This window comes from Rhizobium mayense (assembly GCF_030272705.1).
GTDB lineage: Bacteria > Pseudomonadota > Alphaproteobacteria > Rhizobiales > Rhizobiaceae > Rhizobium > Rhizobium mayense.
Genome location: NZ_JARFYM010000002.1, coordinates 141,067 through 164,372, shown reverse-complemented (window position 1 = coordinate 164,372; position 23,306 = coordinate 141,067). Strand labels below are relative to the sequence as shown.

21 protein-coding genes and 1 pseudogene are annotated in these 23,306 nt (G+C 60.8%); 13 read left to right on the top strand and 9 right to left on the bottom strand.

Features of this window, described 5'->3' with window-relative positions:
• Window positions 1-3 precede the first annotated feature (3 nt).
• From PY649_RS03390 to PY649_RS03365, 6 genes are read left to right on the top strand one after another with little or no spacing between them, the layout of a single operon-like run.
• Window positions 4-795: an SDR family NAD(P)-dependent oxidoreductase gene (locus PY649_RS03390; protein ID WP_285866735.1), complete on the top strand. Its 792-nt coding sequence runs from the start codon at window positions 4-6 to the stop codon at window positions 793-795.
• Window positions 796-815: 20 nt separating this feature from the next.
• Complete coding sequence (locus tag PY649_RS03385) at window positions 816-1,763, top strand: polysaccharide deacetylase family protein (RefSeq protein ID WP_285866734.1); 948 nt, start codon at window positions 816-818, stop codon at window positions 1,761-1,763.
• On the top strand, window positions 1,760-3,304 hold the full coding sequence (locus tag PY649_RS03380; protein WP_285866733.1) for a gamma-glutamyltransferase family protein: 1,545 nt from the start codon (window positions 1,760-1,762) through the stop codon (window positions 3,302-3,304). The genes PY649_RS03385 and PY649_RS03380 overlap by 4 nt, the downstream gene beginning before the upstream one ends.
• On the top strand, window positions 3,301-4,272 hold the full coding sequence (locus PY649_RS03375; RefSeq protein ID WP_285866732.1) for an ABC transporter ATP-binding protein: 972 nt from the start codon (window positions 3,301-3,303) through the stop codon (window positions 4,270-4,272). Before PY649_RS03380 ends, PY649_RS03375 begins: the two co-directional genes overlap by 4 nt.
• Window positions 4,269-5,255, top strand: coding sequence for an ABC transporter ATP-binding protein (locus tag PY649_RS03370; protein WP_285866731.1), 987 nt, complete (start codon window positions 4,269-4,271; stop codon window positions 5,253-5,255). Before PY649_RS03375 ends, PY649_RS03370 begins: the two co-directional genes overlap by 4 nt.
• Before the next feature lie 11 nt (window positions 5,256-5,266).
• Entirely contained in the window at window positions 5,267-6,769 is a 1,503-nt protein-coding gene (locus PY649_RS03365; protein WP_285866730.1) for an ABC transporter substrate-binding protein, read from the top strand.
• A 95-nt stretch (window positions 6,770-6,864) separates the two neighbouring features.
• Here PY649_RS03365 and PY649_RS03360 read toward each other — a convergent pair whose 3' ends face one another.
• The 5 genes from PY649_RS03360 to PY649_RS03340 all read right to left on the bottom strand — a co-directional run bounded on the left by PY649_RS03360 (window position 6,865) and on the right by PY649_RS03340 (window position 12,142).
• On the bottom strand, window positions 6,865-7,590 hold the full coding sequence (locus tag PY649_RS03360) for a ribonuclease activity regulator RraA (protein ID WP_285866729.1): 726 nt from the start codon (window positions 7,588-7,590) through the stop codon (window positions 6,865-6,867).
• Between the two features lie 17 nt (window positions 7,591-7,607).
• Window positions 7,608-9,344: an L-arabinonate dehydratase gene (gene araD / locus PY649_RS03355; protein ID WP_285866727.1), complete on the bottom strand. Its 1,737-nt coding sequence runs from the start codon at window positions 9,342-9,344 to the stop codon at window positions 7,608-7,610.
• Window positions 9,345-9,399: 55 nt separating this feature from the next.
• Window positions 9,400-10,263, bottom strand: a complete 864-nt coding sequence (locus PY649_RS03350) for an ABC transporter permease (protein ID WP_285866725.1) — start codon at window positions 10,261-10,263, stop codon at window positions 9,400-9,402.
• Window positions 10,264-10,266: 3 nt separating this feature from the next.
• A complete protein-coding gene (locus PY649_RS03345) occupies window positions 10,267-11,055 on the bottom strand; it encodes an ABC transporter ATP-binding protein (protein ID WP_285867182.1) in 789 nt (262 codons plus the stop codon).
• Between the two features lie 82 nt (window positions 11,056-11,137).
• Window positions 11,138-12,142 carry an ABC transporter substrate-binding protein gene (locus tag PY649_RS03340; RefSeq protein WP_285866724.1) on the bottom strand — a complete coding sequence of 335 codons (1,005 nt, stop codon included), beginning with the start codon at window positions 12,140-12,142 and terminating at the stop codon, window positions 11,138-11,140.
• A gap of 129 nt (window positions 12,143-12,271) precedes the next feature.
• Between PY649_RS03340 and PY649_RS03335 the strand changes: the two genes are divergently transcribed.
• Complete coding sequence (locus PY649_RS03335) at window positions 12,272-12,964, top strand: GntR family transcriptional regulator (RefSeq protein ID WP_285866723.1); 693 nt, start codon at window positions 12,272-12,274, stop codon at window positions 12,962-12,964.
• Window positions 12,965-12,981: 17 nt separating this feature from the next.
• Here the strand turns inward: PY649_RS03335 and PY649_RS03330 are convergent, their stop codons facing one another.
• Together PY649_RS03330 and PY649_RS03325 are read right to left on the bottom strand one after the other, a co-directional pair.
• Window positions 12,982-13,815, bottom strand: a complete 834-nt coding sequence (locus PY649_RS03330) for an SMP-30/gluconolactonase/LRE family protein (protein WP_285866721.1) — start codon at window positions 13,813-13,815, stop codon at window positions 12,982-12,984.
• Window positions 13,816-13,827: 12 nt separating this feature from the next.
• Window positions 13,828-15,189 carry an MFS transporter gene (locus tag PY649_RS03325; RefSeq protein ID WP_285866720.1) on the bottom strand — a complete coding sequence of 454 codons (1,362 nt, stop codon included), beginning with the start codon at window positions 15,187-15,189 and terminating at the stop codon, window positions 13,828-13,830.
• A gap of 233 nt (window positions 15,190-15,422) precedes the next feature.
• On the opposite strand from PY649_RS03325, the gene PY649_RS03320 reads away from it, so the two are divergent.
• The 4 genes from PY649_RS03320 to nadC all read left to right on the top strand — a co-directional run bounded on the left by PY649_RS03320 (window position 15,423) and on the right by nadC (window position 19,763).
• Window positions 15,423-16,325 (top strand): NUDIX hydrolase, encoded by a 903-nt coding sequence (locus tag PY649_RS03320; RefSeq protein WP_285866718.1) that lies wholly within the window; start codon window positions 15,423-15,425, stop codon window positions 16,323-16,325.
• Between the two features lie 69 nt (window positions 16,326-16,394).
• Window positions 16,395-17,366 (top strand): quinolinate synthase NadA, encoded by a 972-nt coding sequence (gene nadA / locus PY649_RS03315; protein WP_285866717.1) that lies wholly within the window; start codon window positions 16,395-16,397, stop codon window positions 17,364-17,366.
• A complete protein-coding gene (locus tag PY649_RS03310; RefSeq protein ID WP_285866715.1) occupies window positions 17,363-18,904 on the top strand; it encodes an L-aspartate oxidase in 1,542 nt (513 codons plus the stop codon). Before nadA ends, PY649_RS03310 begins: the two co-directional genes overlap by 4 nt.
• A 1-nt stretch (window position 18,905) precedes the next feature.
• Complete coding sequence (gene nadC / locus PY649_RS03305) at window positions 18,906-19,763, top strand: carboxylating nicotinate-nucleotide diphosphorylase (RefSeq protein WP_285866713.1); 858 nt, start codon at window positions 18,906-18,908, stop codon at window positions 19,761-19,763.
• Between the two features lie 13 nt (window positions 19,764-19,776).
• Here nadC and PY649_RS03300 read toward each other — a convergent pair.
• A pseudogene (locus PY649_RS03300) lies at window positions 19,777-20,558 on the bottom strand (SDR family oxidoreductase).
• A gap of 189 nt (window positions 20,559-20,747) precedes the next feature.
• On the opposite strand from PY649_RS03300, the gene PY649_RS03290 reads away from it, so the two are divergent.
• Together PY649_RS03290 and PY649_RS03285 are read left to right on the top strand one after the other, a co-directional pair.
• The gene (locus PY649_RS03290) at window positions 20,748-21,344 is read left to right on the top strand and encodes a 2-hydroxychromene-2-carboxylate isomerase (RefSeq protein ID WP_285866710.1); all 597 of its coding nucleotides are present in this window, start codon (window positions 20,748-20,750) and stop codon (window positions 21,342-21,344) included.
• A gap of 225 nt (window positions 21,345-21,569) precedes the next feature.
• Window positions 21,570-22,061 (top strand): RrF2 family transcriptional regulator, encoded by a 492-nt coding sequence (locus PY649_RS03285; protein WP_285866708.1) that lies wholly within the window; start codon window positions 21,570-21,572, stop codon window positions 22,059-22,061.
• A gap of 81 nt (window positions 22,062-22,142) precedes the next feature.
• Here PY649_RS03285 and PY649_RS03280 read toward each other — a convergent pair whose 3' ends face one another.
• Window positions 22,143-23,231 carry a porin gene (locus PY649_RS03280; protein ID WP_285866706.1) on the bottom strand — a complete coding sequence of 363 codons (1,089 nt, stop codon included), beginning with the start codon at window positions 23,229-23,231 and terminating at the stop codon, window positions 22,143-22,145.
• Window positions 23,232-23,306: the final 75 nt, after the last annotated feature.

Sequence of the window (23,306 nt, the reverse complement as noted above, 5' to 3'; positions counted from 1 at the left end):
CACATGGTTGATTTTTCACCAGACTTCGAAGGTAAGCGCGTTGTCGTCACCGGTGCGGCGGGCATTTTCGGCGGTTGGATCGCGCAGGCTTTCGCAAGCGCCGGCGCCCGTGTCCTGCTGACCGACAAGGACCCGGCGCGGCTTGCGGCTGCGGCCTCCCATCTCGGCGAGGGTAATCATCTGCAATTCGCAGCAGACCTGACCTCCGATGGCGACATCAAGGCGCTGCTCGCCTTCATTGCCGAAAACTGGGGTGCGACTGATGTTCTGGTCAACAATGCCGGCATCTATCCGTCCGGCTTCCTCCTCGATATCAACGCCGACGATTGGGACAAGATTTTCAGCATCAATCTGCGCGCTCCCTTCCTGCTGTCGCAGGGAATTGCGCGCCAGATGATCGATCAGGGCGTCAAGGGTTCGATCGTCAACATCTCCTCCGGCGCATCGCGAAAGATGCGGCGCAGCGTGGTGCCCTATTGCGTTTCCAAGACGGCGCTCGACCGGCTGAACAAGGGCCTTGCCATCGAGCTCGCGGAGTTCGGTATCCGGGTCAACATCGTCGAGCCCGGATTCGCGGCCGGCAGTAAGGTCAGCCATCTGACGCAGGAACACATCGATAATGTGCTCGGCAATATTCCGCTTGGCCGTCCGTCGCAGCCGAGCGATGCGGCGAACGCGGTGCTATTCCTTGCCTCGGATGCCGCCGCCTACATCACCGGAGCGACGCTGGCGGCCGATGGCGGCAATTCCATCGGTTCGCTCGCCGTCTATCAAGATAAGAAGAAGCCGCTGTAAGCTCTTGAGAGGAAAGCGTCATGACGCAGGATGTGGTCGAGCCTCGCAGCAGCTTTTCGCCTTTCCCGGCCTATGAATGGCCGGTCGGCAAGAAAAGCGCTGTGCTCTTGAGCGTCGACGTCGATGCGACCGCTCCCTTTCTGTGGGAGCAGCGGGACGGTATCTCCAATCGCCTATCGCGATTGGAAATCCGCCGCTTCGGCCTCCGAACGGGCATGACGCGCATCCTCGATCTTTTTGCTCGATACAACGTGAAGGCAAGCTTCTATGTGCCTGCAGTCATTGCCGAATCCGATCCCGATCTGTTGCCGGCGCTGATCGAGGCCGGCCATGAGATCGGGCTGCATGGATATTTCCACGAGCTCGTCGGCGACATCGGCGATGAGGAATTCAGTGCTGCGCTGGACGCCAGCCTGACGCTCTTCGTTGCGCAGACCGGGCAAAAGCCGGTGGGTTTCCGCTCGCCTGCCTGGGAAATGACACCGCACATGTTGGCCGAAATCCGCCGCAACGGCCTTGCTTACGATTCGTCTCTTATGGGCTTCGATCATCCCTATGAAATTGACGGGGTGGTCGAGATTCCCGTGCAGTGGGCGATAGATGACGCGATCTTCTTCAAGTTCGAGAATAGCGGCAATGAGCGCTGGGCACCCTATGCCGGCGCTCAGGTGCTGGACGATTGGCTGACGGAATGGCGCACGCTGCATCGCTTCGGCGGGCTGTTCACGTTGACCATTCACGACTGGATATCCGGTCGGGCGCAACGGATTGCCATGCTCGAAAAGCTGCTCGATGCGATCACCGCCGAGCCCTCGAGCTGGGTCGCCACCGCCGCAGACATCGCCCGTCACCATGTAGCATCCCGTAATAAGGGGCGCTTCGCGGTCGAGCTTGCCATTCCCGCCGCAATCGGCCCTTTGCGGTTTGGTCCTCGATCTGGCCCCAATCACTCTGGATTGCGCAAATGAACGAGACCTGGCAGATCGGCAAGCGCGAGACGCGAAGCAAACACGGCATGGTCGCCTGCCAGAATTGGCTTGCGGCGGAGGCAGGAGCAGCTGTGCTTTCGGCAGGCGGCAATGCCGTCGATGCGGCTGTCACCACCGCACTGGTTTTGAGCGTGGTGGTGCCATGGCTATCCGGTATCGGCGGTGGCGGTTTCATGGTTCGAGCCGAGGGCGGCAGCGGTGCGGTCGATGTTCTCGACTTCAACGTGATCTCGCCCGCAGCACTCGATCCCGCCGGTTATCCGCTCGTACCGGGTCGCGACGGCGACTGGTTCGATTGGCCGTCGGTCGAGGGTGACCGTAACCTGATCGGCTATGGGTCGATCTGTGTGCCCGGAGCGGTGGCCGGCTTTGCCGAAGCTCTTTCCCGTTTCGGCACCATTTCCTGGGCTGATGCTCTGGCCCCGGCCATTGAGCAGGCGCATCGAGGCTTACAGCTCGATTGGTATGCCGCGCTGGCGCTGGCGATCGACGGCGCCAATTTGGCGCAGTTTCCGGCGGCGTCAGACTTGTTCTTGCACAACGGCCGCGCACCGCGCGTACCGGAGGGTGGGCGAAAGGCTTTTCTGCCGATGAAGGCAAAGGCAAGGACACTGGAAAAATTGGCAGCGGCCGGGCCGCGCGATTTTTACGAGGGCGAGATCGCCGCACTGCTGGTTGCGGGCCTCGCCGGCGGCGGTTCGGTGCTTTCGAGAGAGGAGTTTGCCGGCTATGCCCCGCGCTGGCTGGCGCCGTTGACGCAGGACTATAAGGGCCTGATCGTCCATGCAATCCCCGGCCTGTCGGGCGGTCCGACGCTTTGCACGGCACTGGCAGAGCTGGACGCCAGCCTGCCGAAGGACGATCCCTTTGGTGGGGCGGCGGCATTGGCCTTTGCCCGCGCGATCCGCGGTGCCAGTGAATATCGCCTCAAGCATCTCGGACATGCCGCGGGCGAAAGCTGCACTAGCCATATCAGCGTCGTCGACGGCGATGGCACCATGGTTGCGCTGACGAATACGCTCCTGTCGCGCTTCGGCTCGAAGGTGGTGGTGCCGGAGGCGGGCTTTGCGCTCAACAATGGCATGATGTGGTTCGACCCGCGTCCGGGCCAGCCCAATTCGATCGCGCCCGCAAGCAGACCGCTTGCCAATATGTGCCCTGTCGTTGCAACGCGCGATGGCGTGCCGGAATTGGCGCTGGGTGCTGCCGGCGGCCGGCAGATCGTTCCGGCCGTGACGCAGATCCTCGCCTTTGTCGCGGCTTACGGCTTGTCGTTGGAGAAGGCGCTGCACAGCCCGCGTATCGATGCCAGCGGCAGGACGATCCGCGTCAACCGGGCTGCAGCATCCGATGTTGCTGCCGCGGTCGGGTCCGAGTTCAACGTCGATATTATCGAAGATACCCTCTATCCCGTCAATTTCGCTGTCCCTTCGGCGGTTCTGCGCCGGGAGGGCGTCAATATCGGAATGGTCCACCCGAAGAATCCATGGGCTGCCGTTCGGGAGGCGAACCCGAGATGACGGCGCCGGTTCTGACCGTGGAAGATTTGCATATCTCAATCGGCGGCAAGCCTGTCGTCGATGGCGTCGGCTTCTCGGTCGGTGCGGGTGAAATCGTCACGCTGGTCGGTGAGTCCGGTTGCGGAAAATCGATGACGGCGTTTTCGGTCATGGGCCTGTTGCCGCGCGTTGCCGCACGAAAAAAGGGCTCGGTCCGGCTGAACGGCAAGGAACTGACCGAACTCGACAGCGCCGCTATGAAGCGCCTGCGCGGCGATGAGATGGCGATGATCTTTCAGGAGCCCGTTGCATCGCTCAATCCGCTGATGCCGATCGGCAAACAGATCGCCGAAAGCCTGGTCGTCCACCGCGGGCTTGGAGGCAAGGAGGCGCAGCGGCAGGCGATCGCCATGCTCGGTGAGGTCGGCATTCCCGAGCCGGCGATGCGTTTCCATCAGTTTCCTTTCGAATTGTCCGGCGGTATGTGCCAGAGGGCGATGATCGCCATGGCCTTGATCACCCGGCCGCGGCTTCTGATCGCCGATGAGCCGACGACCGCGCTCGATGTGACGATCCAGGCGCAGATCCTGGAGCTGATGAAGCGGCTGCGCGCCGAGACCGGCACGGCGATCCTGTTGATTACTCACGATATGGGCGTGGTTGCCGATATCGCCGACCGAGTCGCCGTCATGTATGCCGGCCGGATCGTGGAAGAGGCTTCCGTCGATGCAATCTTCGACGAGCAGAGGCACCCCTATACGCGCATGTTGCTATCGACCATTCCAAGGCTCGATGGCGAGGCCAAGACGCTGTTGCCGACCATCAGCGGAGCGGTCCCGGATATCGGCTTCTGGCCGGAGGGATGCAGGTTTTCGACGCGCTGCCCATTGGCTGATGAGCAGTGCCGGAAAACGCCTCCGCTTGCGGCCGCCGGCACGGATCGCCGCGCCGCCTGCTGGCACCAGGACCTGATCGGGAGGCTCGCATGACTGCGCCGCTCCTTTCCGTACGCGATCTTCGTGTGCATTTTCCGGTCCGCGGTGGTTTCCTCGGCCGGCCGGTCGGTTGGCTGAAGGCGGTCGATGGTGTCGATCTCGATATTGCGGCCGGCGAAAGCCTGGCTTTGGTCGGTGAATCCGGTTGTGGCAAGTCGACGCTCGGCGCGGCAATCCTCGGGATGCAGCCTGCGACATCGGGCAGGATCGTCTTCAATGGGGAGGATGTCACCAGCGACGCCTCGGTGCGCCGCGCCGATCTTTCCAGGGATATCCAGATCGTGTTCCAGGATCCGGTTTCGGCGCTCAATCCCAAGCTCACCATTGGTGAGAGCATTGCCGAACCTCTGATCGTCCACGGCGTCGGCACGCGGGAAGAACGCCGGCGACGCGTCGCGGAGTTGCTGGAGCTTGTCGGGCTCAATCCAAGCCATGCCGATCGTAAGCCCAACGCCTTTTCCGGCGGTCAGCGGCAACGTATCGTCATTGCCCGCGCCATCGCGCTGCAGCCCAAGCTGCTTATCCTCGACGAACCGGTTTCGGCGCTCGACGTGTCGATCCGCTCACAGATCTTGAACCTGCTGCTCGAACTGCAGCAGCGTCTGAGTCTTTCTTATCTGTTCATTTCGCACGACCTTTCGGTCGTGCGCCACTTTGCCGACCGCGTTGCCGTGATGTATCTCGGCCGGATCGCCGAAACCGGATCGACGGCGGAGGTTTTCGCGAACCCGGTTCATCCCTATACCGAAGCGTTGCTCAGCGCCGTGCCGCTGCCTGACCCGAAAGCGCAGCGCCACCGGCAGCGCATCATCCTGCAAGGCGATTTGCCGAGCCCTGCCAATCCGCCGACGGGCTGCCGCTTTTCGACCCGATGCCCTATCGCCGTGCCTATCTGCCGAACGATCTCTCCCGAGCTTGAGGCCCTCCAGCAGGGCGGCCATTTCGCTGCATGCCACGTGAGAGCGCCAAAATCCTAAAGGAGTAGATGATGATGCTACGCAAGGTTATTGTTTTCACAGCCGCTCTTGGCTTTGCCCTTCTCTCATCCGCGATAACGAGCCAGGCTGCCGAAAAGCAGCAGATTGTCGTCGATCTCGTCAACGAGCCGTCAACGCTCGATCCGCAGCTTCAATGGAACCCGGACAGTTACTTCGTCTATCGCAACATTTTCGACAATCTCGTCACACGCGACAACAGCGGCAAGATCGTTCCGGAGATCGCCACCTCCTGGAAGAGCCTGTCGGATACGAAGGTCGCCTTTACTCTGCGCGGCGACGTGACTTTTCACGATGGCACGCCGCTGACCGCCGAGGACGTTGCCTTCAGCGTCAATCGCATCATCGATCCGAAGCTGGCGAGCCCGCAGCTCAGCCAGTTTGCCAAGATCGCAAAGGCCGAGGTTTCCGGTGATCATGAAGTCACGCTGACATTGCAGACGCCATATCCGGCGCTGCTGGCGCAGTTGACCAAGCTTTCCATCGTTCCCGAGCATGTGGTGCAGAAGGTCGGCAATCAGGCGTTCAATCTGGCACCGGTCGGCAGCGGTCCTTATAAGTTCGTCAAATGGGATCGCGGTGTTTCCGTCACGCTTGTCCGTTACGGCGGTTACTGGGGTAACAAAGGTCCGTTCGAGCAGGCCGTGTTCCGCGCCGTGCCGGATGCTTCGACCCGGCTTGCGGACCTGCAGGCGGGCGTCGCCGATTTCGCCCGTGCACTGTCTTCAGACCAGGCGGCGCAGTTGGAAGGATCGCAAACCGTCAAGGCTGTGCCGGTACTGACGGAAAGAATGGCCTTTATCCGCATCAATCCGAACAAGCCGCCTTTCGACAAACTGGAGTTGCGGCAAGCGCTCGCCTATGCCATCGACAAGGAGGGCATTACGCAGGGCATCCTTGGCGGCTTCGACAAGCCGGTCGGTCAGATGATGACGCCCGCGCATTTCGGCTGGAACGACAAGATTACCGGGCTACCCTATGATCCGGATAAGGCGAAGGCCCTGATCGCAAGTGCCGGCAAGCCGGCGAAGTTTCAGCTGACCGTCGGCGCCTTCTTCGACCAACGCGTTGCCGAAGCCATTCTGCAGGAATTGCAGGAGGTCGGCTTTGACGTCGAGATCTCGCAGGTCGACACGCCGACCTTCCTGCAGCTCATCCAGAAGGGCGCGGCAGGTGCTCCGGCCTTGGCGATCAGCACCAATTCCTGCGCGTGCCAGGATGCAGATGGCGTCTTGAATTACTTGTTCCACTCGGGCAGCACCTGGGCGATCGTCGACAAACCGGAGATCGACGCCCTGCTGGACGAGGCAGGTTCTTCGTCGGACGAAAAGAAGCGGTTGGCGGATTATGAAAAGATCGGCCAGTTTGTCGTAGACCAGGTGCCCACGGTGCCACTCTATCAGATGGACGCGATCTACGGCGCAGCCAAGGCGCTGAATTTCCAGCCGACGCCCAATGAAAGCTTCTTCCTGAATCGAATGAGCTGGGCGGGATAAGCCATTCTTATCCAATCATTTCTCGAATCATAGATCCCGCCGCTGCGATTGGCGGCGGGATGTGTTTAGCGCTTTAGCGAAGCTGAAAACGCCGATCAGCGGCCTTTCTGCTTCCGCCACTCGGCGAACTTGGCCTTCGGCTCATCGCTGGTTGCCGGATAGAGGCCGATGATGGTGGCGCCGTTCAGCACTTGCTCGGTGACGAAGTCCTCGTAAGCCGTCATCTCAACGGTCTCATCAGCTATTTCGTCGGCGAGGTGAGCCGGGATAACAATGACGCCTTCATTGTCGCCGACCAGAACGTCGCCGGGGAAAACTGCGACATCGCCGCAGCCGATCGGCCCATTTATTTCTATCGCTTGGTGCAGCGTCAAGTTTGTCGGAGCGGACGGGCGGTGGTGATAGGCCGGGATTTCGAGATTGGCGATTTCCGGGCTGTCGCGGAAGCCGCCATCGGTCACCACGCCAGCCACCCCGCGCACCTGAAGCCGCGATATCAGGATCGAGCCCGCTGACGCGGCGCGCGCATCCTTACGGCTATCCATGACCAGAACCGCGCCGGGCGGGCACGCTTCGACAGCGGCGCGCTGCGGATGCTCCGGGTTGCGGAAGACGTCGAGCGTGTTCAGGTCTTCGCGCGCAGGGATGTAGCGGAGCGTAAAGGCTTGGCCCACCATGTTCGCCTTCTTCGGCGACAGCGGGTGTACATCCTGGATGAATTGATTGCGGAGTCCTCGCTTGAAGAGCGCTGTGGCGATCGTCGGCGTCGCCACGCCCATCAACTTGTTGCGCGTCTCGCTGCTCAACACGTAATTGCTCATGATATCGTCCCTTGTGGTCAATAAATATCGGGTTCGCCGGGCGCCGGCCCGAAGCCGGTTTCCAGAAAATCGAAGTCGCAGCCGGTGTCGGCCTGCGCCACATGACGAGCGAACATCCAGCCATAGCCGCGGCCGAATTTTTCCGCGGGCTTGACCCAGGCTTCGCGCCGCCGCTGCAATTCATCTTCGTCCACCAACATATCGATCCGTCGCGCTTCGAGATCGAGGCGAACGATGTCACCGTTCCTCAACAGCGCCAGCGGGCCGCCGATGTGCGATTCCGGGGAGACATGCAGGATGCAGGCGCCATAACTCGTCCCGCTCATGCGGGCGTCGGACAGGCGCAGCATGTCGCGATGGCCCTTCTTGAGCAGCGCTTTCGGCATCGGCAGCATGCCCCATTCGGGCATGCCCGGGCCGCCCTGCGGGCCAGCGCCGCGCAGCACCATGACGTGGTCGGGGGTGATGTCGAGATTTTCATCATCGACTGCCGCCTTCATCTCCGGATAGCTGTCGAACACCAGCGCCGGTCCCTGATGCTTGTGGAAACGCGGATCGCAGGCGGCCGGCTTGATGACGGCACCGGTCGGCGCGAGATTGCCCTTCAGAACCGCAAGCGACCCTTCATGATAGACGGGGTTGTCGAGCGAGCGGATGACGTCGTCGTTGTAGCACTTGGCGCCCTCCAGCGTTTCGCCGAGGGTAACGCCGGACACGGTCAACGCGGAGAGATCAAGCTTGGAGGAGAGCTTCGCCATCAGCGCGCGCAGGCCGCCGGCATAGTAGAAGTCTTCCATCAGATAGGCCTTGCCGGTCGGCCGGATATTGGCAAGCACCGGCGTGGTGCGGCCAGCCTTGTCGAGGTCGTCCAGCGTGAGGTCGACACCGGCGCGGCGCGCCATCGCGATCAGATGCACGACGGCGTTGGTGGAACAGCCCGTTGCCATCGCAACAGCGACGGCGTTACCAACGGCGGCGGCCGTGACGATCTTCGAGGGTATAAGGTCTTCCCAGACCATCTCGACGATACGGCGACCGACGGCTGACGACATGCGGATGTGGTTGGAGTCGGCGGCCGGGATCGAGCTTGCGCCAGGCAAGGCCAGGCCCAACGCCTCGGCGATTGCGGTCATGGTGCTCGCCGTGCCCATCGTCATGCAGTGACCGTAGGAGCGGGCAATGCCGGCTTCGACCTCCACCCATTCTTTTTCCGAAATCGTGCCGGCGCGGCGCTCGTCCCAGAATTTCCAGGAATCAGACCCGGAGCCCAGATATTCGCCGCGGTAATTGCCGCGCAGCATCGGGCCGGCGGGCAGGTAGATCATTGGCAGGCCCATGCTGAGCGCGCCCATGACGAGACCCGGCGTGGTCTTGTCGCAACCGCCCATCAGCACGGCGCCATCGATCGGATGCGAGCGCAGCAGCTCTTCGGCTTCCATCGCCAGCATATTGCGATAGAGCATGGTCGTCGGTTTGACATAGCTTTCGGACAGCGACAGCGTCGGCAGTTCGAGAGGGAAGCCGCCGGCCTGAAAGATGCCGCGCTTCACGTCTTCAACACGATGCTTGAAATGAGCATGGCAGGGATTGGCATCCGACCAGGTGTTGAGGATGGCGATGACCGGCCTACCCGCCCATTCTTCCGGCGCGTAGCCCATCTGCATGGTGCGCGAACGATGTCCGGAACTTCTGAGGTCGTCGGGCGCAAACCATTTGGCGCTGCGCAATTCTGCCGATTTCCTTTTGGCATTCATTATTTTATGACCTTATATTCAACTATTGGCCGAGGAGACGAATCCGCATGAAACTTCATTCCTTCATGCCCCATTTCTGCAGGGTGTGACGCTCGATCGTTTGGAAAACCAGGTTCTCAACAATGAGGCCGATGACGATGACCGTCAGCAGGCCGGCGAAGACCGACGGTATGTCGAGAAGGTTGCGGTTTTCGAAGATGAACCATCCGAGCCCGCCTTGGCCGGAAGAAACGCCGAAGACGAGTTCGGCGGCGATCAATGTACGCCAGGAGAAGGCCCAGCCGATTTTCAATCCCGTCAGGATTGATGGAAAGGCAGCCGGGATGAGAATGCGAATTACATAGGAAAGTCCGGTTAGCCCGTAGTTGGCCCCGACCATGCGCAGGGTGCGCGAAACGCCGAGAAAGCCCGCATGCGTGTTGAGGGCAACTGCCCAGAGAACGGAATGCACGAGCACGAAAACGAGGCTCGCCGGCCCTAGCCCGAACCAGATGAGGGCGAGCGGCAGCAGCGAGATCGCCGGCAGCGGGTTGAACATCGCCGTCATGGTTTCGAGAAAATCGGTGCCGATCCGTGTGTTGATCGCGACAACGGTCAAAACAGCAGCCAGGACCGTCCCGGTCACGTAGCCTGTCACGAGCACCTTCAGTGTCGTCCAGATGCGTTCCGGCAGCACACCGTCCGCGAAGCGATCATAGAGCGCCGTCAGCGTGTCGCTGAGCGTCGGGAAAAGCAGTGGATTGTCCAGATGGCGCGCATAGGTCTCCCAGATGATGGCCAGGACGACGATCAGCAGCGACTTGCGGAAGAGGCTCGATTGCCAAAGAAGTTCGATGGTGCCGAGCTTCTGCTCGACAGCAGCAATGTGGCCTGCGGGTTCAGCCCTTTCGGCCCCGAGGATGATCTGCGGTGCGCTCATGGCCTATTCCCTATGTCCTGCTTCGGCAAACAACATGTGATGGATTTCCTGCTCTAGCTTCGCCGCTGCGGCAGTGTCGTCGCGGACAGCTTCGACATTGCGGACCTCGGCCTTGACACGGCCAGGATGCGGCGAAAGCAGCAGGATTCGGTTGGAGATCTTGATCGCCTCGGCGATCGAATGCGTGACGAAGATGACGGTAAAACGCGTATCCTCCCAGAGCTGCAGAAGCTCATCCTGCATCTGCCGGCGGGTCAACGCATCGAGCGCCGCAAAGGGTTCGTCCATCAGCAGGATATCGGGTTGCATTGCCATGCCGCGCGCGATCGCCACACGCTGCTTCATGCCGCCCGAAAGCATGTGCGGATAAGTATCGACGGCGCGGGTGAGCTTCACCTTCTCGATATAATCTCGGGCGATGGCTTCGGCTTCAGCGCGCGGTAGGCGGCGGGCGGTCGTCAGCGGAAACATGACGTTTTCCAGGACGGTCTTCCAAGGCAGGAGCTGGTCGAATTCCTGAAAGACCATCATCCGGTCGGCGCCCGGTTTCCTGACTGGCTGCCCCTTGATTTCGATGCGGCCCGCCGTCGGCGTCAGATAGCCGCCGATGGCCTTCAGCAACGTCGATTTTCCGCAACCGGATGGTCCGAGGAGTACGAAGCGATCGGACCGGGCGACCGAAAAGCTGACCTCTTCGGTGGCAGTGATCAAAAGGTTCGGCGTCTTGTAGCGAAGCGTCACTTTGTCGACGTTCAAGAGCGGTGCGGCGGTCGCTGCCCTTTCCGTCGTCATTGTGTCGGTTGCGATTTTTGCCTGAAGCATCGGCTCCTCCAAGAGATAGATCGAGAGGCGGCATTCGCGCCGCCCTCCGGCTTCAATTGCCATTCAGATCCGCCGCTTCCGGCAGATAGTAGTCGGTCCAGGCCTTGGGCATCGTCTTCAAGGTTCCGATCTTGTAGAGGTGCGCCGCAAATTTCATGGTCCCCTGCGGATCCATGCGGAACTCCATCATGTGCGGCTGGTTCAGGATCGCGAGCAGATCGTCGACACTGGTCTTGTCGCCGCTCACCGTCTTGTAGGCCTCGACTGCGGTCTTGGGGTCCTTCTTGATCACATCGATAGCGTCGGCCGTTGCTTCGCGCACGGCCTTGATGATCGTCGGGTTTGTGCCGGCGAATTGTGTCGTCGTGAAGAAGGTGCCCTGGGTCAGTTCACCGCCGATGATATCGCGCGAATCGACAACTTGATGAACGCCCGGCTGCTTGAGTTCCAGATATTGGAAAGGCGGGGCCGAGAAATGGCTCTTCACCTCATGGTTCTGGTTTGCAAGCGCCGCCATCGCGTCAGGATGACCAAGCTGTACCGTGTTGGCATCGAACTTGTGTACCTGATCGTCACCATACATCTGCGCGGCCGCCATCTGCAGCAGTATTGCCTGCGTCGAAACTCCGACCGTCGGCACGGCGATCTTGTCGCTTGGCTGAATGTCCTTCAGAGATTTGATGCGGGGATCGCGCGAGACCATGATGACCGGCTGGGCGGAATTTGTGACAATGCCCTTGACCTTGCCTCTCGTGCGATCCCAGAGCAGCAGCAGATTGCCGGTACCGGTATTGACGATGTCGACACTGCCCGCGAGAAGCGCATCGGTCTGCGCGCCACCGCCGCTGAAGGTGCGCCATTCGACCTTCACACCCGGCAGGCCGTCGGCCTCGGCGCGTTTCTCGATCAGCTTCTGCGTCTCCATGACGTGGCTGACGAGATAAAGAATGCCTGGCTGACGCGTGATCGAAATATCGGTTTTTTCAGCAGCGCTGGCCGAAAACGCACCGGCCAGCATCATGCCGACCGCGGTCATGCCACGAAGAAATCCTCTCATTAAATCCTCCCAAATGACGCAAACCCGTGAAATCGCGTTTACACAAATTGACTAAAGCACTAATGTATCAGTGCATCAAGCCCTAAATTGTGCTTTATGAGCTGATGCTCTCGATCAGGAAGGTAGCCAGTGAAAGTAAACCGCAAAGAATTCGCCTTGGACCGCTCCCGCCAGGTCGCGCCGCAGATCCTGGAAATCCTGCGATCGCGTATTCTTTCAATGAGTTTGCCGCCGACTACCGTTCTGTCGCGCATCTCGCTTCAGAGCGAATTCAACGTCAGCCAGACGCCGGTTCGCGACGCCTTGATCAGGCTTGAGGAAGAGGGGCTGGTCGAGGTCTATCCGCAATATGCGACTGTCGTGGCGAGGATCGATATCGGCAACGCCGTCGAGGCGCATTTCCTGCGTTTGTCGATCGAGCTGGAGGCCATCCGGCGGCTGACGGCCGAATCGCCTGAGGAAACGGCGGCGGCTTTGCGGCATGTTTTGGTGCGGCAGGAGCATGTCATGTCGCCGGAGACCTACGATCTATTCGACGGTCTCGACAAGGATTTCCACCGCGTACTCTTCGAAAGGGCGGGCATATTGGGACTCTGGGCAACCGTCCGCCGCCAGAGCGTCCATCTCGACCGGCTTCGCATGCTGAACCTGCCGATGCCGGGCAAACAGCAGCAGGTCATCGCCGATCACCATGCCATCGTCGATGCTGTCCAGTCAGGGGATATGGAACAGGCGGTGGCGGCGCTTCGCAAGCATCTTTCCGGCACGCTGTCGATCATCGATCTCATTTGCGAAAAATATCCGGATTACGTTAGCAGATAGCGGCTACTTGATTGCGATCACAGCAACATCGCCCGCAGCACATGCCCAGAGGCGTGCTTTTCCTCCTCCGGGGCCGTCCGTCTGGTCGTCACGAAAACGGAGCGAGGATTGGCTCTGTTCATGACGATCTTGGTTGGATGCGTCACTGGAAAGGATACCGGTTCCAGCGCTTCGCCTGATGGTGCGAAGCGGAGAAGTTGCGATCCACCGACGCCGGCAATCCAGTAGATGCCGTTATCATCGATGAACGCACCGTCGGGCCGGCCTGCGAAATCATGCGTCGTCGCAAAGACGCGGCGATTGCTTGGCGTTCCCGTGGCGAGATCATAGTCGCAGACCCAGATGGTTTGCACGGTCGGATGAGAATCCGAGAAATACATGCGGTGCCGAACGGGATCGAAAGCGAGCCCGTTCGGCGTCCACAGGCCATCGAAAAGCCGGCGGTGGGCAAGATCGGCTTCGATGCAGAAAACGGCTCCTGCGGGTTCCGTGAGCTCCAGGTGCATGGTGCTTGCCCAGAAACGGCCTCTCGGATCTAGCGCGCCGTCGTTGAAGCGAACATCCGTGCGGCTCTCCGGCGAACAGGCCGGATCGAAACGGCCGTTTGCCGGATCGAAGAGAAAAATGCCGCTGGCAAGACCTGCCAACAGGATCCCATCCGGCCGCAGGGCGATGCAACCGACAGCTTCCGGTGCACCCCAAACCTCGGTTTTGCCCGATGCCGCGTCCGTCCGCAGCAGCCGGCAGCCTTCGGTATCGACCCACCAGAGACACTTGCCATCCTCCGACCAGATGGGGCTTTCGCCAAGAAAACCCCATCGGTCGGAGAATATTTCGAATGCTGATATCATTTTGTCTCTTACTTATGCGCGCTGGCCGCGAGCTTCTGCATGATCGCCCGCTGTCAAACCGTCAATGAGGTCTTTCCATCGTCCGAGGCGTGGTGCCGTTTCCGGCAGCGCCGCCGTGCAGGCGATGGTAATAACACAGCCGATCGCGATGAAGCCGGCGAGCGCCCAGGGCGCACCGTTCAGGAGCGCCAGCAGCCAACCGGCGGCAAGCGTCCCGACCGAACCGATCAGCGCCCCGATCTGCTGGATGAAGGAGACGCCGCTGGCGCGGATTCGCGTCGGGAAAAATTCGGCAAAGTAGGCTGCCTGCGGCCCATACATGGCACTATGGCCGATCGCCAGCGCCGCCGTCAGGGCGACCCAGATGTAGTTGTCGACGCGATAGTAAATCAGCGCGAAGGTGGGAAAGCTTGCCAGAAGCACGGTCGCCGCACCCATGATATAGACGGGTTTGCGGCCGATGCGATCGGAAAGGGCGCCCCAAAACGGCATGCTGACCAGTTCCAGCACGATTGCCACGAGCGATGCGGTTGTCATCACCGGCCGCGGCACGCCGCGGCTGGTCGCATAGGCGGTGATCAGCACGGCAAAGCTGGTGAAGGCAACGCTTTCGGCAAACTTGGTGCCGCAGCCGAGGGCGAGATAACGCGGATATTTGCTGACGATCTCGACCAGCGGATGCGGGTCTTCTGCGCGGCGCTTGCGCATTTCCAGAAACAGCGGCGATTCCGTCAGCTGCAGGCGGATATACATGCCGACGCCGATCAGCACGAGGCTGAGCAGGAAGGGAATACGCCAGCCCCAGCTGATGAACGCCTCATCCGACAGCGTCGTCGTCAATACCGCGAAGATGCCAAGCGGCAGAATGAAGCCGGCTGGCGCGCCCGTCTGTACCCACGAGCCGAAATAGCCACGACTTTTGGCGGGCGCATGCTCGCACATGATGAGAATGGCGTTGCCCTGTTCGCCGCCAATGCCGAAGCCATGGAGCATGCGGATGAAAAGCAGGATCAACGGGGCGGCGATGCCGATGCTGTTATACGTCGGCATCAGGCCGATGACGAAAGTGGCGATACCAACGATCAAAAGCGTGGTCACGAGCGCGCTCTTTCGGCCGTAGCGGTCGCCGAGATAGCCGAACAACAGGCCGCCGATCGGGCGCACGAAGAAGCCGGCGGCATAGGTGCCTAGCGCGACAAGCGAGCCGACGAGCGGATCGAAACTCGGGAAAAACAGCTTGTTGAAAACCAATGCCGAGGCCGTGGCGTAGATGAAGAAATCGTACCACTCGACAGTGGTGCCGATGCAGGAGGCGATCGCCACCTTTCGCATCATGGCGGGGCTCGCCTGCTCCCGCATTGCGGTATTGCTCATAATATCCTCCCAAGTCCGGCAAGGCCGGCATCAAATATTCACCCACTAAAGCACTAATGCATCAATATATCAATAGCGCGCTTCCAGTGTCTTTTGCGAGCGCGCATCCCGGCATTGAAGGGGTTTTCCAGGCTCCAAGATGCCGTGAGACGTCCGGTGACCGAACTCTGCATTGGCTTCGGCGGCGCTTCATGCGAGAAAAGATCAGCTCGAAAACAAGACATGGAGTCGCCGTGACCATCGGACTTGCGCATGCCGAATTGATCGCGGTTCTGACGGCCGTCACCGGCGGCGATCCCAGGGTTATGACGGTGCGGTCCGGCGATGCATTGCCGTCGGGACCGTTCGAGCTCGGGCATCGGACATTACAAACCGGTCTTCGCGAATGGGTGCAGGAACAGACGGCGCATCCCGTCGGATATCTGGAGCAGCTCTATACTTTTGCCGATCGCGACCGGAACAACGAGATTCTTGGCGGCAGAACGATCTCGATCAGCTATCTCGGCCTGGTGCGCGAGCAGGCGGCCCCCGGCGGCGGCAGGCCGGGATGGCATGGTTGGTACGAATATTTCCCCTGGGAAGACCATCGCCACGGCCGGCCGTCCGTACTCGACGATATTGTCGGGCGACTGAATATCTGGATCGCCGGCGATCCAGCTCGGCATGAGCAGCGCCGGCGCCGCGCCGATTTTACCTTTGGTTTGAACGGTACCGCCTGGAACGAAGACCTCGTCCTGCAGCGCTATGAGCTTCTTTATGAGGCCGGGTTTGTCCTTGAGGCGCACTGCACACACGAGCGCAATACCGGCCGGCCGATGTTTGCCGACCATCGGCGGATCCTTGCGACCGGTATGGCGCGGCTGCGTGCGAAGATCAAATATCGTCCTGTCGTTTTCGAATTGATGCCGGAGAGTTTCACGCTCCTTCAACTGCAGCGCACCGTCGAGGCTCTGGCAGGCCTGACACTGCACAAGCAGAATTTCCGCCGGCTGATTGAACAGCAGGAGCTGGTGGAGGAAACCGGCGCAACCGAAAGCGAGACAGGCGGCCGCCCGGCCAAACTCTTCCGCTTCCGTCGCGCCGTCCTTGAAGAGCGTGAACTCGCCGGAACAAAATTGCCACTCTCCCGCAATTGACATATGCTCATAACGAGAATATCTATTTGCGTATGATATACTCAAGTTGAGTATAATAAGGAGCCGGTCATGAACTACCCCGTATCCGCATCCTCCCTCTATGATCGTGTCAGCCGCGTCATTCCGAAAGCCGAATGGCTGACGTTTCAGGATGATGTCGAGGCAATTCTCGAGCTGAAACGGCGCCGCAATGCCGTCATCCTCGCGCATAACTATCAGACGCCGGAGATCTTCCACGGCGTCGCCGATATCGTTGGCGACAGCCTGGCGCTTGCCCGCAAGGCGATCGACGTGGACGCCGACATCATCGTGCTCGCCGGCGTGCATTTCATGGCCGAGACCGCCAAGCTGCTCAATCCGGAAAAGACCGTGCTGATCCCCGACATGGCCGCCGGTTGCTCGCTGGCTGAGTCGATCACGCCGGAAGACATTGCCCTGCTGCGCCAGGCGCATCCGGGTGTTCCCATCGTCACCTATGTCAACACGTCCGCTGCGGTGAAGGCGGCATCAGATATTTGCTGCACTTCAGGCAATGCCAAGCAGGTGGTGGAATCGCTCGGCGTTCCCAAGGTGCTGATGATCCCCGACGAGTATCTGGCGCAGAACGTGGCGCGCGAGACCAATGTCGAGATCATCGCCTGGCATGGACATTGCGAGGTCCATGAGCTTTTCACCGCCGACGATGTGCGCCAGCTACGCGAAAATTATCCCGGCGTAACGGTGCTTGCTCATCCGGAGTGCCCGCCGGACGTCGTCAAGGAGGCGGATTTTGCAGGCTCCACCGCCGTCATGTCTGACTATGTCGGCAAGAAGCACCCGGCGCGCGTTGTTTTGCTGACCGAATGTTCAATGAGCGATAATGTCGCCGTCCATCATCCAGATGTCGAGTTCATCCGGCCCTGCAATCTCTGCCCGCACATGAAGCGCATTACGCTTGGCAACATCCGCAAGGCACTCGAGGAAAACCAGCACGAAGTGACCGTCGATCCGACAATTGCCGTCGCGGCCCGTCGCGCCGTGGAAAGGATGTTGGCGATATGACCGAGGTTCTTCACGAACTCGCAGATCGCGTGGTTATCGTCGGCAGCGGTCTCGCCGGGCTGATGGCAGCGCTGACACTGGCGCCGCAACCGGCCGTGGTCGTCACCCGCGCTGCACTCGGCGCCGAGACGTCGAGCGCCTGGGCGCAAGGCGGCATCGCCGCCGGCATGGGAGCGGATGACAGCGCGGAGCTGCATCTGGCCGACACGCTCGCCGCCGGCGACGGGCTCTGCCATCCGGCAGTGGCCGCAAGCATCATCGCCGAAGCACCGGCGGCGATTTCAGCTCTAGAGCGGGCGGGTGTCCGCTTTGATCGAAATGGCACAGGTGAGCTGTCGCTTGGCCTCGAAGCCGCCCATTCGCGCCGCCGTATCGTTCATGCCGAAGGCGACGGCTCCGGCGCGGCGATCGTTCGGGCGCTGGTGCTGGCCGTCGCCAACACGCCGTCCATTACAGTGCTTGAAGCCTATGAGGCGCGGCGGCTGCTCGTGGATGGCGAGCGGATCAGCGGCCTGCTATGCGCGACACCGAAGGGGATGGCCGTTCTGCCCACCTCCCACGTCTTGCTCGCGACCGGTGGCATTGGCGGCCTCTTTGATGCGACAACCAATCCCGTCGGCAATTTCGGTCAGGGAATCGCACTTGCGGCGAGAGCTGGGGCGCTTCTGGCCGACATGGAATTCGTGCAGTTCCACCCGACGGCACTTGCTTCCCGCCGCCGGCCGCTGGCACTGGTTAGCGAAGCCGTGCGCGGCGAAGGCGCCTTGCTCGTCAATGAGAAAGGCGAGCGCTTCATGGCGTTGGTTCCCCGTGGGGAACTGGCACCGCGCGATGTCGTCGCCCGAGCGATCAGTGCGGAAATCGCGCGCGGCGGCCGTGTTTTTCTCGACGCCCGCGAAGCACTCGGCAGCCGCTTTGCCGCCCGCTTTCCCGTCATCGATGCGCTCTGCCGCGAGGCCGGCATTGATCCGTCGCGCGAGCTCATACCAGTGCGCCCCGCTGTTCACTATCACATGGGCGGCGTGGCGACTGATGTGAACGGCCGCAGCTCCGTCTCCGGCCTCTGGGTGGCGGGGGAGGCCGCATCAACCGGCCTGCACGGCGCCAATCGACTCGCCAGCAATTCATTGCTGGAGGCTGCTGTCATGGGCATACGCGCGGCGCGGGACATCGCCGGCGTCCCGGCAAGCCCCGCAAACGCGCCTTCGGACCACGCCCGTTCGCCGGCTCCGGATGCCTCGCTTGTTCGGCCGATCGTCTCGCGTCATCTCGGCGTTCTTCGCAATGCCGGCGCCATTCAGGGAGCGATTGCTGCGCTTCTGCCGCTTGCCGAAAGCGAGGGGCCGGCCGCCGATCCCGCCATCGTCGCGTTGCTGATCGCTGTTTTCGCCAGCCTGCGGACGGAGTCGCGCGGTGCTCATGCGCGAACGGATTTTCCGCTGAAGCTGCAGCAGACGCAACGCCGGACGATGCGCCTCCCAGACGTGTTGGACATCGCCCGGTCCGTCATTCCCTATTCCTTCGCCAGGAGCGCCTGATATGACCCTCATTCCCCTTCCGCGCCTCGTTGTCGAGCCGCTGGTACGCAATGCCCTGCTGGAAGATCTCGGCCTTGCCGGCGATATCACGTCTGCCGCCGTCATCCCGGAGGATCATCGCTCCAGCGTCGCCATGGTGGCCCGTCAGCCGGGGGTGATTGCCGGACTTGATGTCTCGGAGCTCGCCTTCCAGCTTGTCGATCCCGGAACGGTCATGACCCGCCACCTTCACGATGGTGCAAGGGTCTATGCCGGTGACTTGATTGCAACGATCGAAGGCCCGTCCCGTGGCCTGTTGACGGCCGAGCGCGCGGCGCTGAACTTCCTTGGCCATCTCTCCGGCATTGCGACGGTGACGGCCGGTATCGTCGAAGCCGTCAGCGGCACGAAGGCATCGATCGTCTGCACCCGCAAGACGACCCCAGAGCTGCGAGCCCTTGAGAAATATGCGGTCCGGGCCGGCGGCGGCATGAACCATCGTTTTGCGCTCTACGACGCGGTGCTGATCAAGGACAATCATGTCGCGATCGCCGGTGGCGTCGCAGAGGCGATCCGGCGCGCCAAGGCCGGCGTCGGCCATATGGTCAAGATCGAGGTCGAGGTGGATACGCTCGAACAGCTTCGCGAAGCCATGGATGAGAACGTCGACGCCGTGCTACTCGACAACATGACGCCCGATCAGCTGCACGAGGCTGTGAGAATCGTTGCCGGACGGGCAATCACCGAGGCGTCAGGCCGTGTCACGCCTTCGATGGCTGCGGCAATTGCTGCCTCCGGCGTCGATCTGATCTCCGTCGGCTGGGTGACGCATAGCGCACCGACCCTTGATATCGGGCTTGATTGGAAATCAGCTGCGTAACAGGGAGCCGCTGTCAGACCACAGTCGGAACCTGCGCCCCATCCATGCTGATCACGACGCCGGTGACATAGCTTGCCCTGGGCGAACTCAGGAAGGCGACGACATTGGCGATGTCTTCCGGACTTGCCATGCGGCCGATAGGGATGCGGCGCAGGGCGGCGGCCAAGGCATCTTCCTGGGTGGCGCCGGCGAGCTTGGCCTCGGCCTTTATGCCCTCGGCAACGCGTTCCGTCTCGGTGAGGCCGGGGTTGAGGCCGACGACACGCACGCCCTGGCTGGCATAGGCATTGGCGAGGCCGACACTCGCGAGCATCAACGCGGCATTGGCTGCACCGCCGGCGAGATGGGTCGGCGAGGCGACTTTGCCGCCATTGCCGATGATATTGACGATTGTGCCCGAGCCGCGCGTCGCCATGCGCTTGATGACCGGGTCCAGAACGTTGATGTAGGAAAAATACTTGGCCTCCATTGCCGCCCGCCACGCGGATGGGGTCAGGTCCTGCGCCGGCGTGCGCATGGCGGCACCGGCGCTATTGACGAGAATATCGATCGGACCGACGTCGTTTTCGACCTTGTCGACGACCTCCAGGGCCTGTCGGTCGGAAGTTAGGTCGGCGGCATAGCCATGGGATGGGCTCCAGGAAGACGGGAGAGAGCTGCGTCAATATTGGGTTGCGCTCGCGAGCAAATGGCGACATGTGCGCCCTCGGACTGGAACAGGCTGGCGCAGGCATAACCGATGCCCTTCGACCCGCCGGTAATCAGAACGACCTTGTCGCCAAGACCCAAGTCCATGGGAATTTCTCCAGATAGGTTGCAATCGGGGCCGGAGGCTATGTCCTGGGGATCGCGGAGTACAGCCCGCATCTTCCCGAGCCGGGTAACGATATCGTTATGGAAATTGCGCCGTGGCGCTTGCGTATCCTTCGCCTTGCTGGTCAAAATCTACGGGGTTTCATCATCATTCACGGGACGCGGCAGACAGTGACCAAAATTATCGATTATGTTTTTTCCATCGGCTCGCCCTGGTCGTATATCGGCCTTGAGCCATTTCTCGATCTCGTCGAAAAGGCGGGCGCGGAAATCAGGCCTTATCTCACCACCGTCGTCGAAGAGAATGGCGGCATCTTCTCACGCAATAGACCCGAAGCCCGTCGGCAATATTGGCAGCGGGATCTCAAGCGCTGGGCCGGTTTCCGCGGCAAGAATCTGCTTCTGGAAAATCGCCCGCCGCTTGCCGATCCGGCACCGGCAGCGTTTATGGTCATCGCCGCCTATCTCGACGGCGAGCCGTGGCTCGACTTGACCAAGGTCCTGCAGGAAGCGTTCTGGGGCCGCGGCGAGGATATCGGCAATCCCGAAGTGCGCAAGGCGATCGCCACCGCTGCGGGCTTCGATGGCGACGCGCTTTCGAAGCGGGAAGGTGACGTCGATGTGCGGGGCAAGTGGGCGGCGGATCGTGAGTTTGCCATCAAGAACGGCGTCTTCGGCTTTCCGTCATTCCTTCATGATGGCGAACTCTATTGGGGACAGGACAATCTGCATTTCCTCGAAAGCCATCTCAACGGCGTCAAGCCGTAAGCGGCAATTGTCCTGCGTATAACTCCGGAGATTGAAATCGATTTCGCGGAGCTTTGCGCCGATTGAAAGTATTTTTGTGTGCATCGCACCTAATTCTGTGCGGTGCAGTAATCTCTCGTTTTGGTGGCAAAGTCTGTAAGAGCATTTGTTCTACTTTACAGCGGGCTATTTTGCCATTTAACTGCGACACTGGATCGTTAGGCGAGGCTAGGCTGCAAAAATTTAATGATAGACACTCGGTTTCCGACGGCATTTCAGATGGTATTGACTATAGCCGTTCACAACCGGGACGGCCTACGGTGTACAAGCTTTGAATTGGCCGCTGGTCTCGGCTCCAATCCCAGTTTTGTTCGGAAATTGCTCGTGCCGCTTAGCCAAAGCGGAATATTGATCTCGTCGGCTGGGAAGAATGGCGGCATCCGTCTAGGACGACCGGCGAACGAAATCACCCTTCACGACGTCTATAGCTCAGTCATTTTCGACAAACGGCTATGGGCCGCACGCGATGACGTGCCGTGCCGCTGTCCTGTGAGCACACATATCGCGGTGCTATTCGAAAGTGTGGCGCGCCGGGCGGAATTTGCGGTGATGGGAGCGCTCAACGGCTTGACGATCGCGGACGCGCTTTCTCAATTGAAGGAAATCGAGCAGCAGGAATTGCATGCGGCCGATTTCTGTCCCAAGGCTGCCAAGAGCCTCGAAACACTGCAAAGCTGAAGTGTCCCTCAACCTGCGGCAAGGAAAGGTCCGGCAGGGAAACCGGACCAATCCCCATTTACTGATCGGAGGTCAATCTGATCAGAAACTACGCTGGAAGCGCAGGATACCGGCCCACTGATCTTCGTTGATCGAATCCCAGTTGGTGTAAGACACTTCTGGTTCGATCAGGAGGTTCTTAACCGGATTGAACTTCAGGTTCGTGGTTGCGGCGAAGATCTTGGAGTCGGTATAGGCGACCTGCAGGTTCCACTTCAGCTTGTCGTTGAAGGGAACCGAGACGCCGCCCCAGGCAGCCCAGTCACCCCAGCCGCAAAGATCGCCTCGGCCCGGAGGGCAGGAATCTTCCGACAGGTTGGAGCCGGCATACTGGTTCAGCTTGTCGCCGTCGGTGTTCCAACCGCCCATCAAGAATGCCGAGAAAGCGCCGAAGTCGGCGTCGACGCGGGCCTTGATGGCACCTTCTTCGACGATCGAGTCATAGCCGCCAACAACCTTGACGCCCCAGATGCCCGACTTGTAGCCAGCACCGGCAACGACGTTCGGAGCATAGTGGTTGGCCTTGGACGTGACCCAGGCGCCGTCGAAGGCATCGCTGTCGCCGGCCGAGTTGGAATCTTCGAGCGAGATGACCGCCGTGAAGCCGTTGCCGGCGTCGTAGTTATAGGTCAACTGGTTGAGTTCGTATGGGCCGTCCCAGATCACGTCGTCGTTGATGACGTCGCCGGCGTAGCCTGCATAGAGGTTGTACTGCGAATCGAGCTTGCCGACGGTGAAGCCGCCCAGGCTGATATTGGCAAACAGCAGTTTCGTGGCGGTGGTGCCGCCTTCCTGCCAGTCCCAACGTAGGACCATGTTGGTCTTCAGCGGGCCGTATTCGGTATCGGTTGCGGTATCGAGATTGAGTTCGGCGCGGGTATGCCACAGCGTGCCGACGCGGTTCGTCGGGCTGTAAGCGTCATACCATTCACCTTCGGAGCGAACTTCGCCGCCGACCTTCAGGCAGGTTTCGGTACCCGGAATAAAGAAATATCCCGTGCCATAGGCATCGCAAATGCGAACGTACTGAAGAGGCTCCGGTTCGGCCGCAACGATGGCGTCGGCGGCATGCGCACCGGAGGCGGCGGCGAGCGCCGCCGCGGAGCTGAGAAGAAGCGTTCTAATGTTCATAGTAAGTCCAATCTATTCTCGATTGGGCACGGGTTGTCGCGCCGAAAAATCGACGTCCCCACCCCGGTCCCGTTT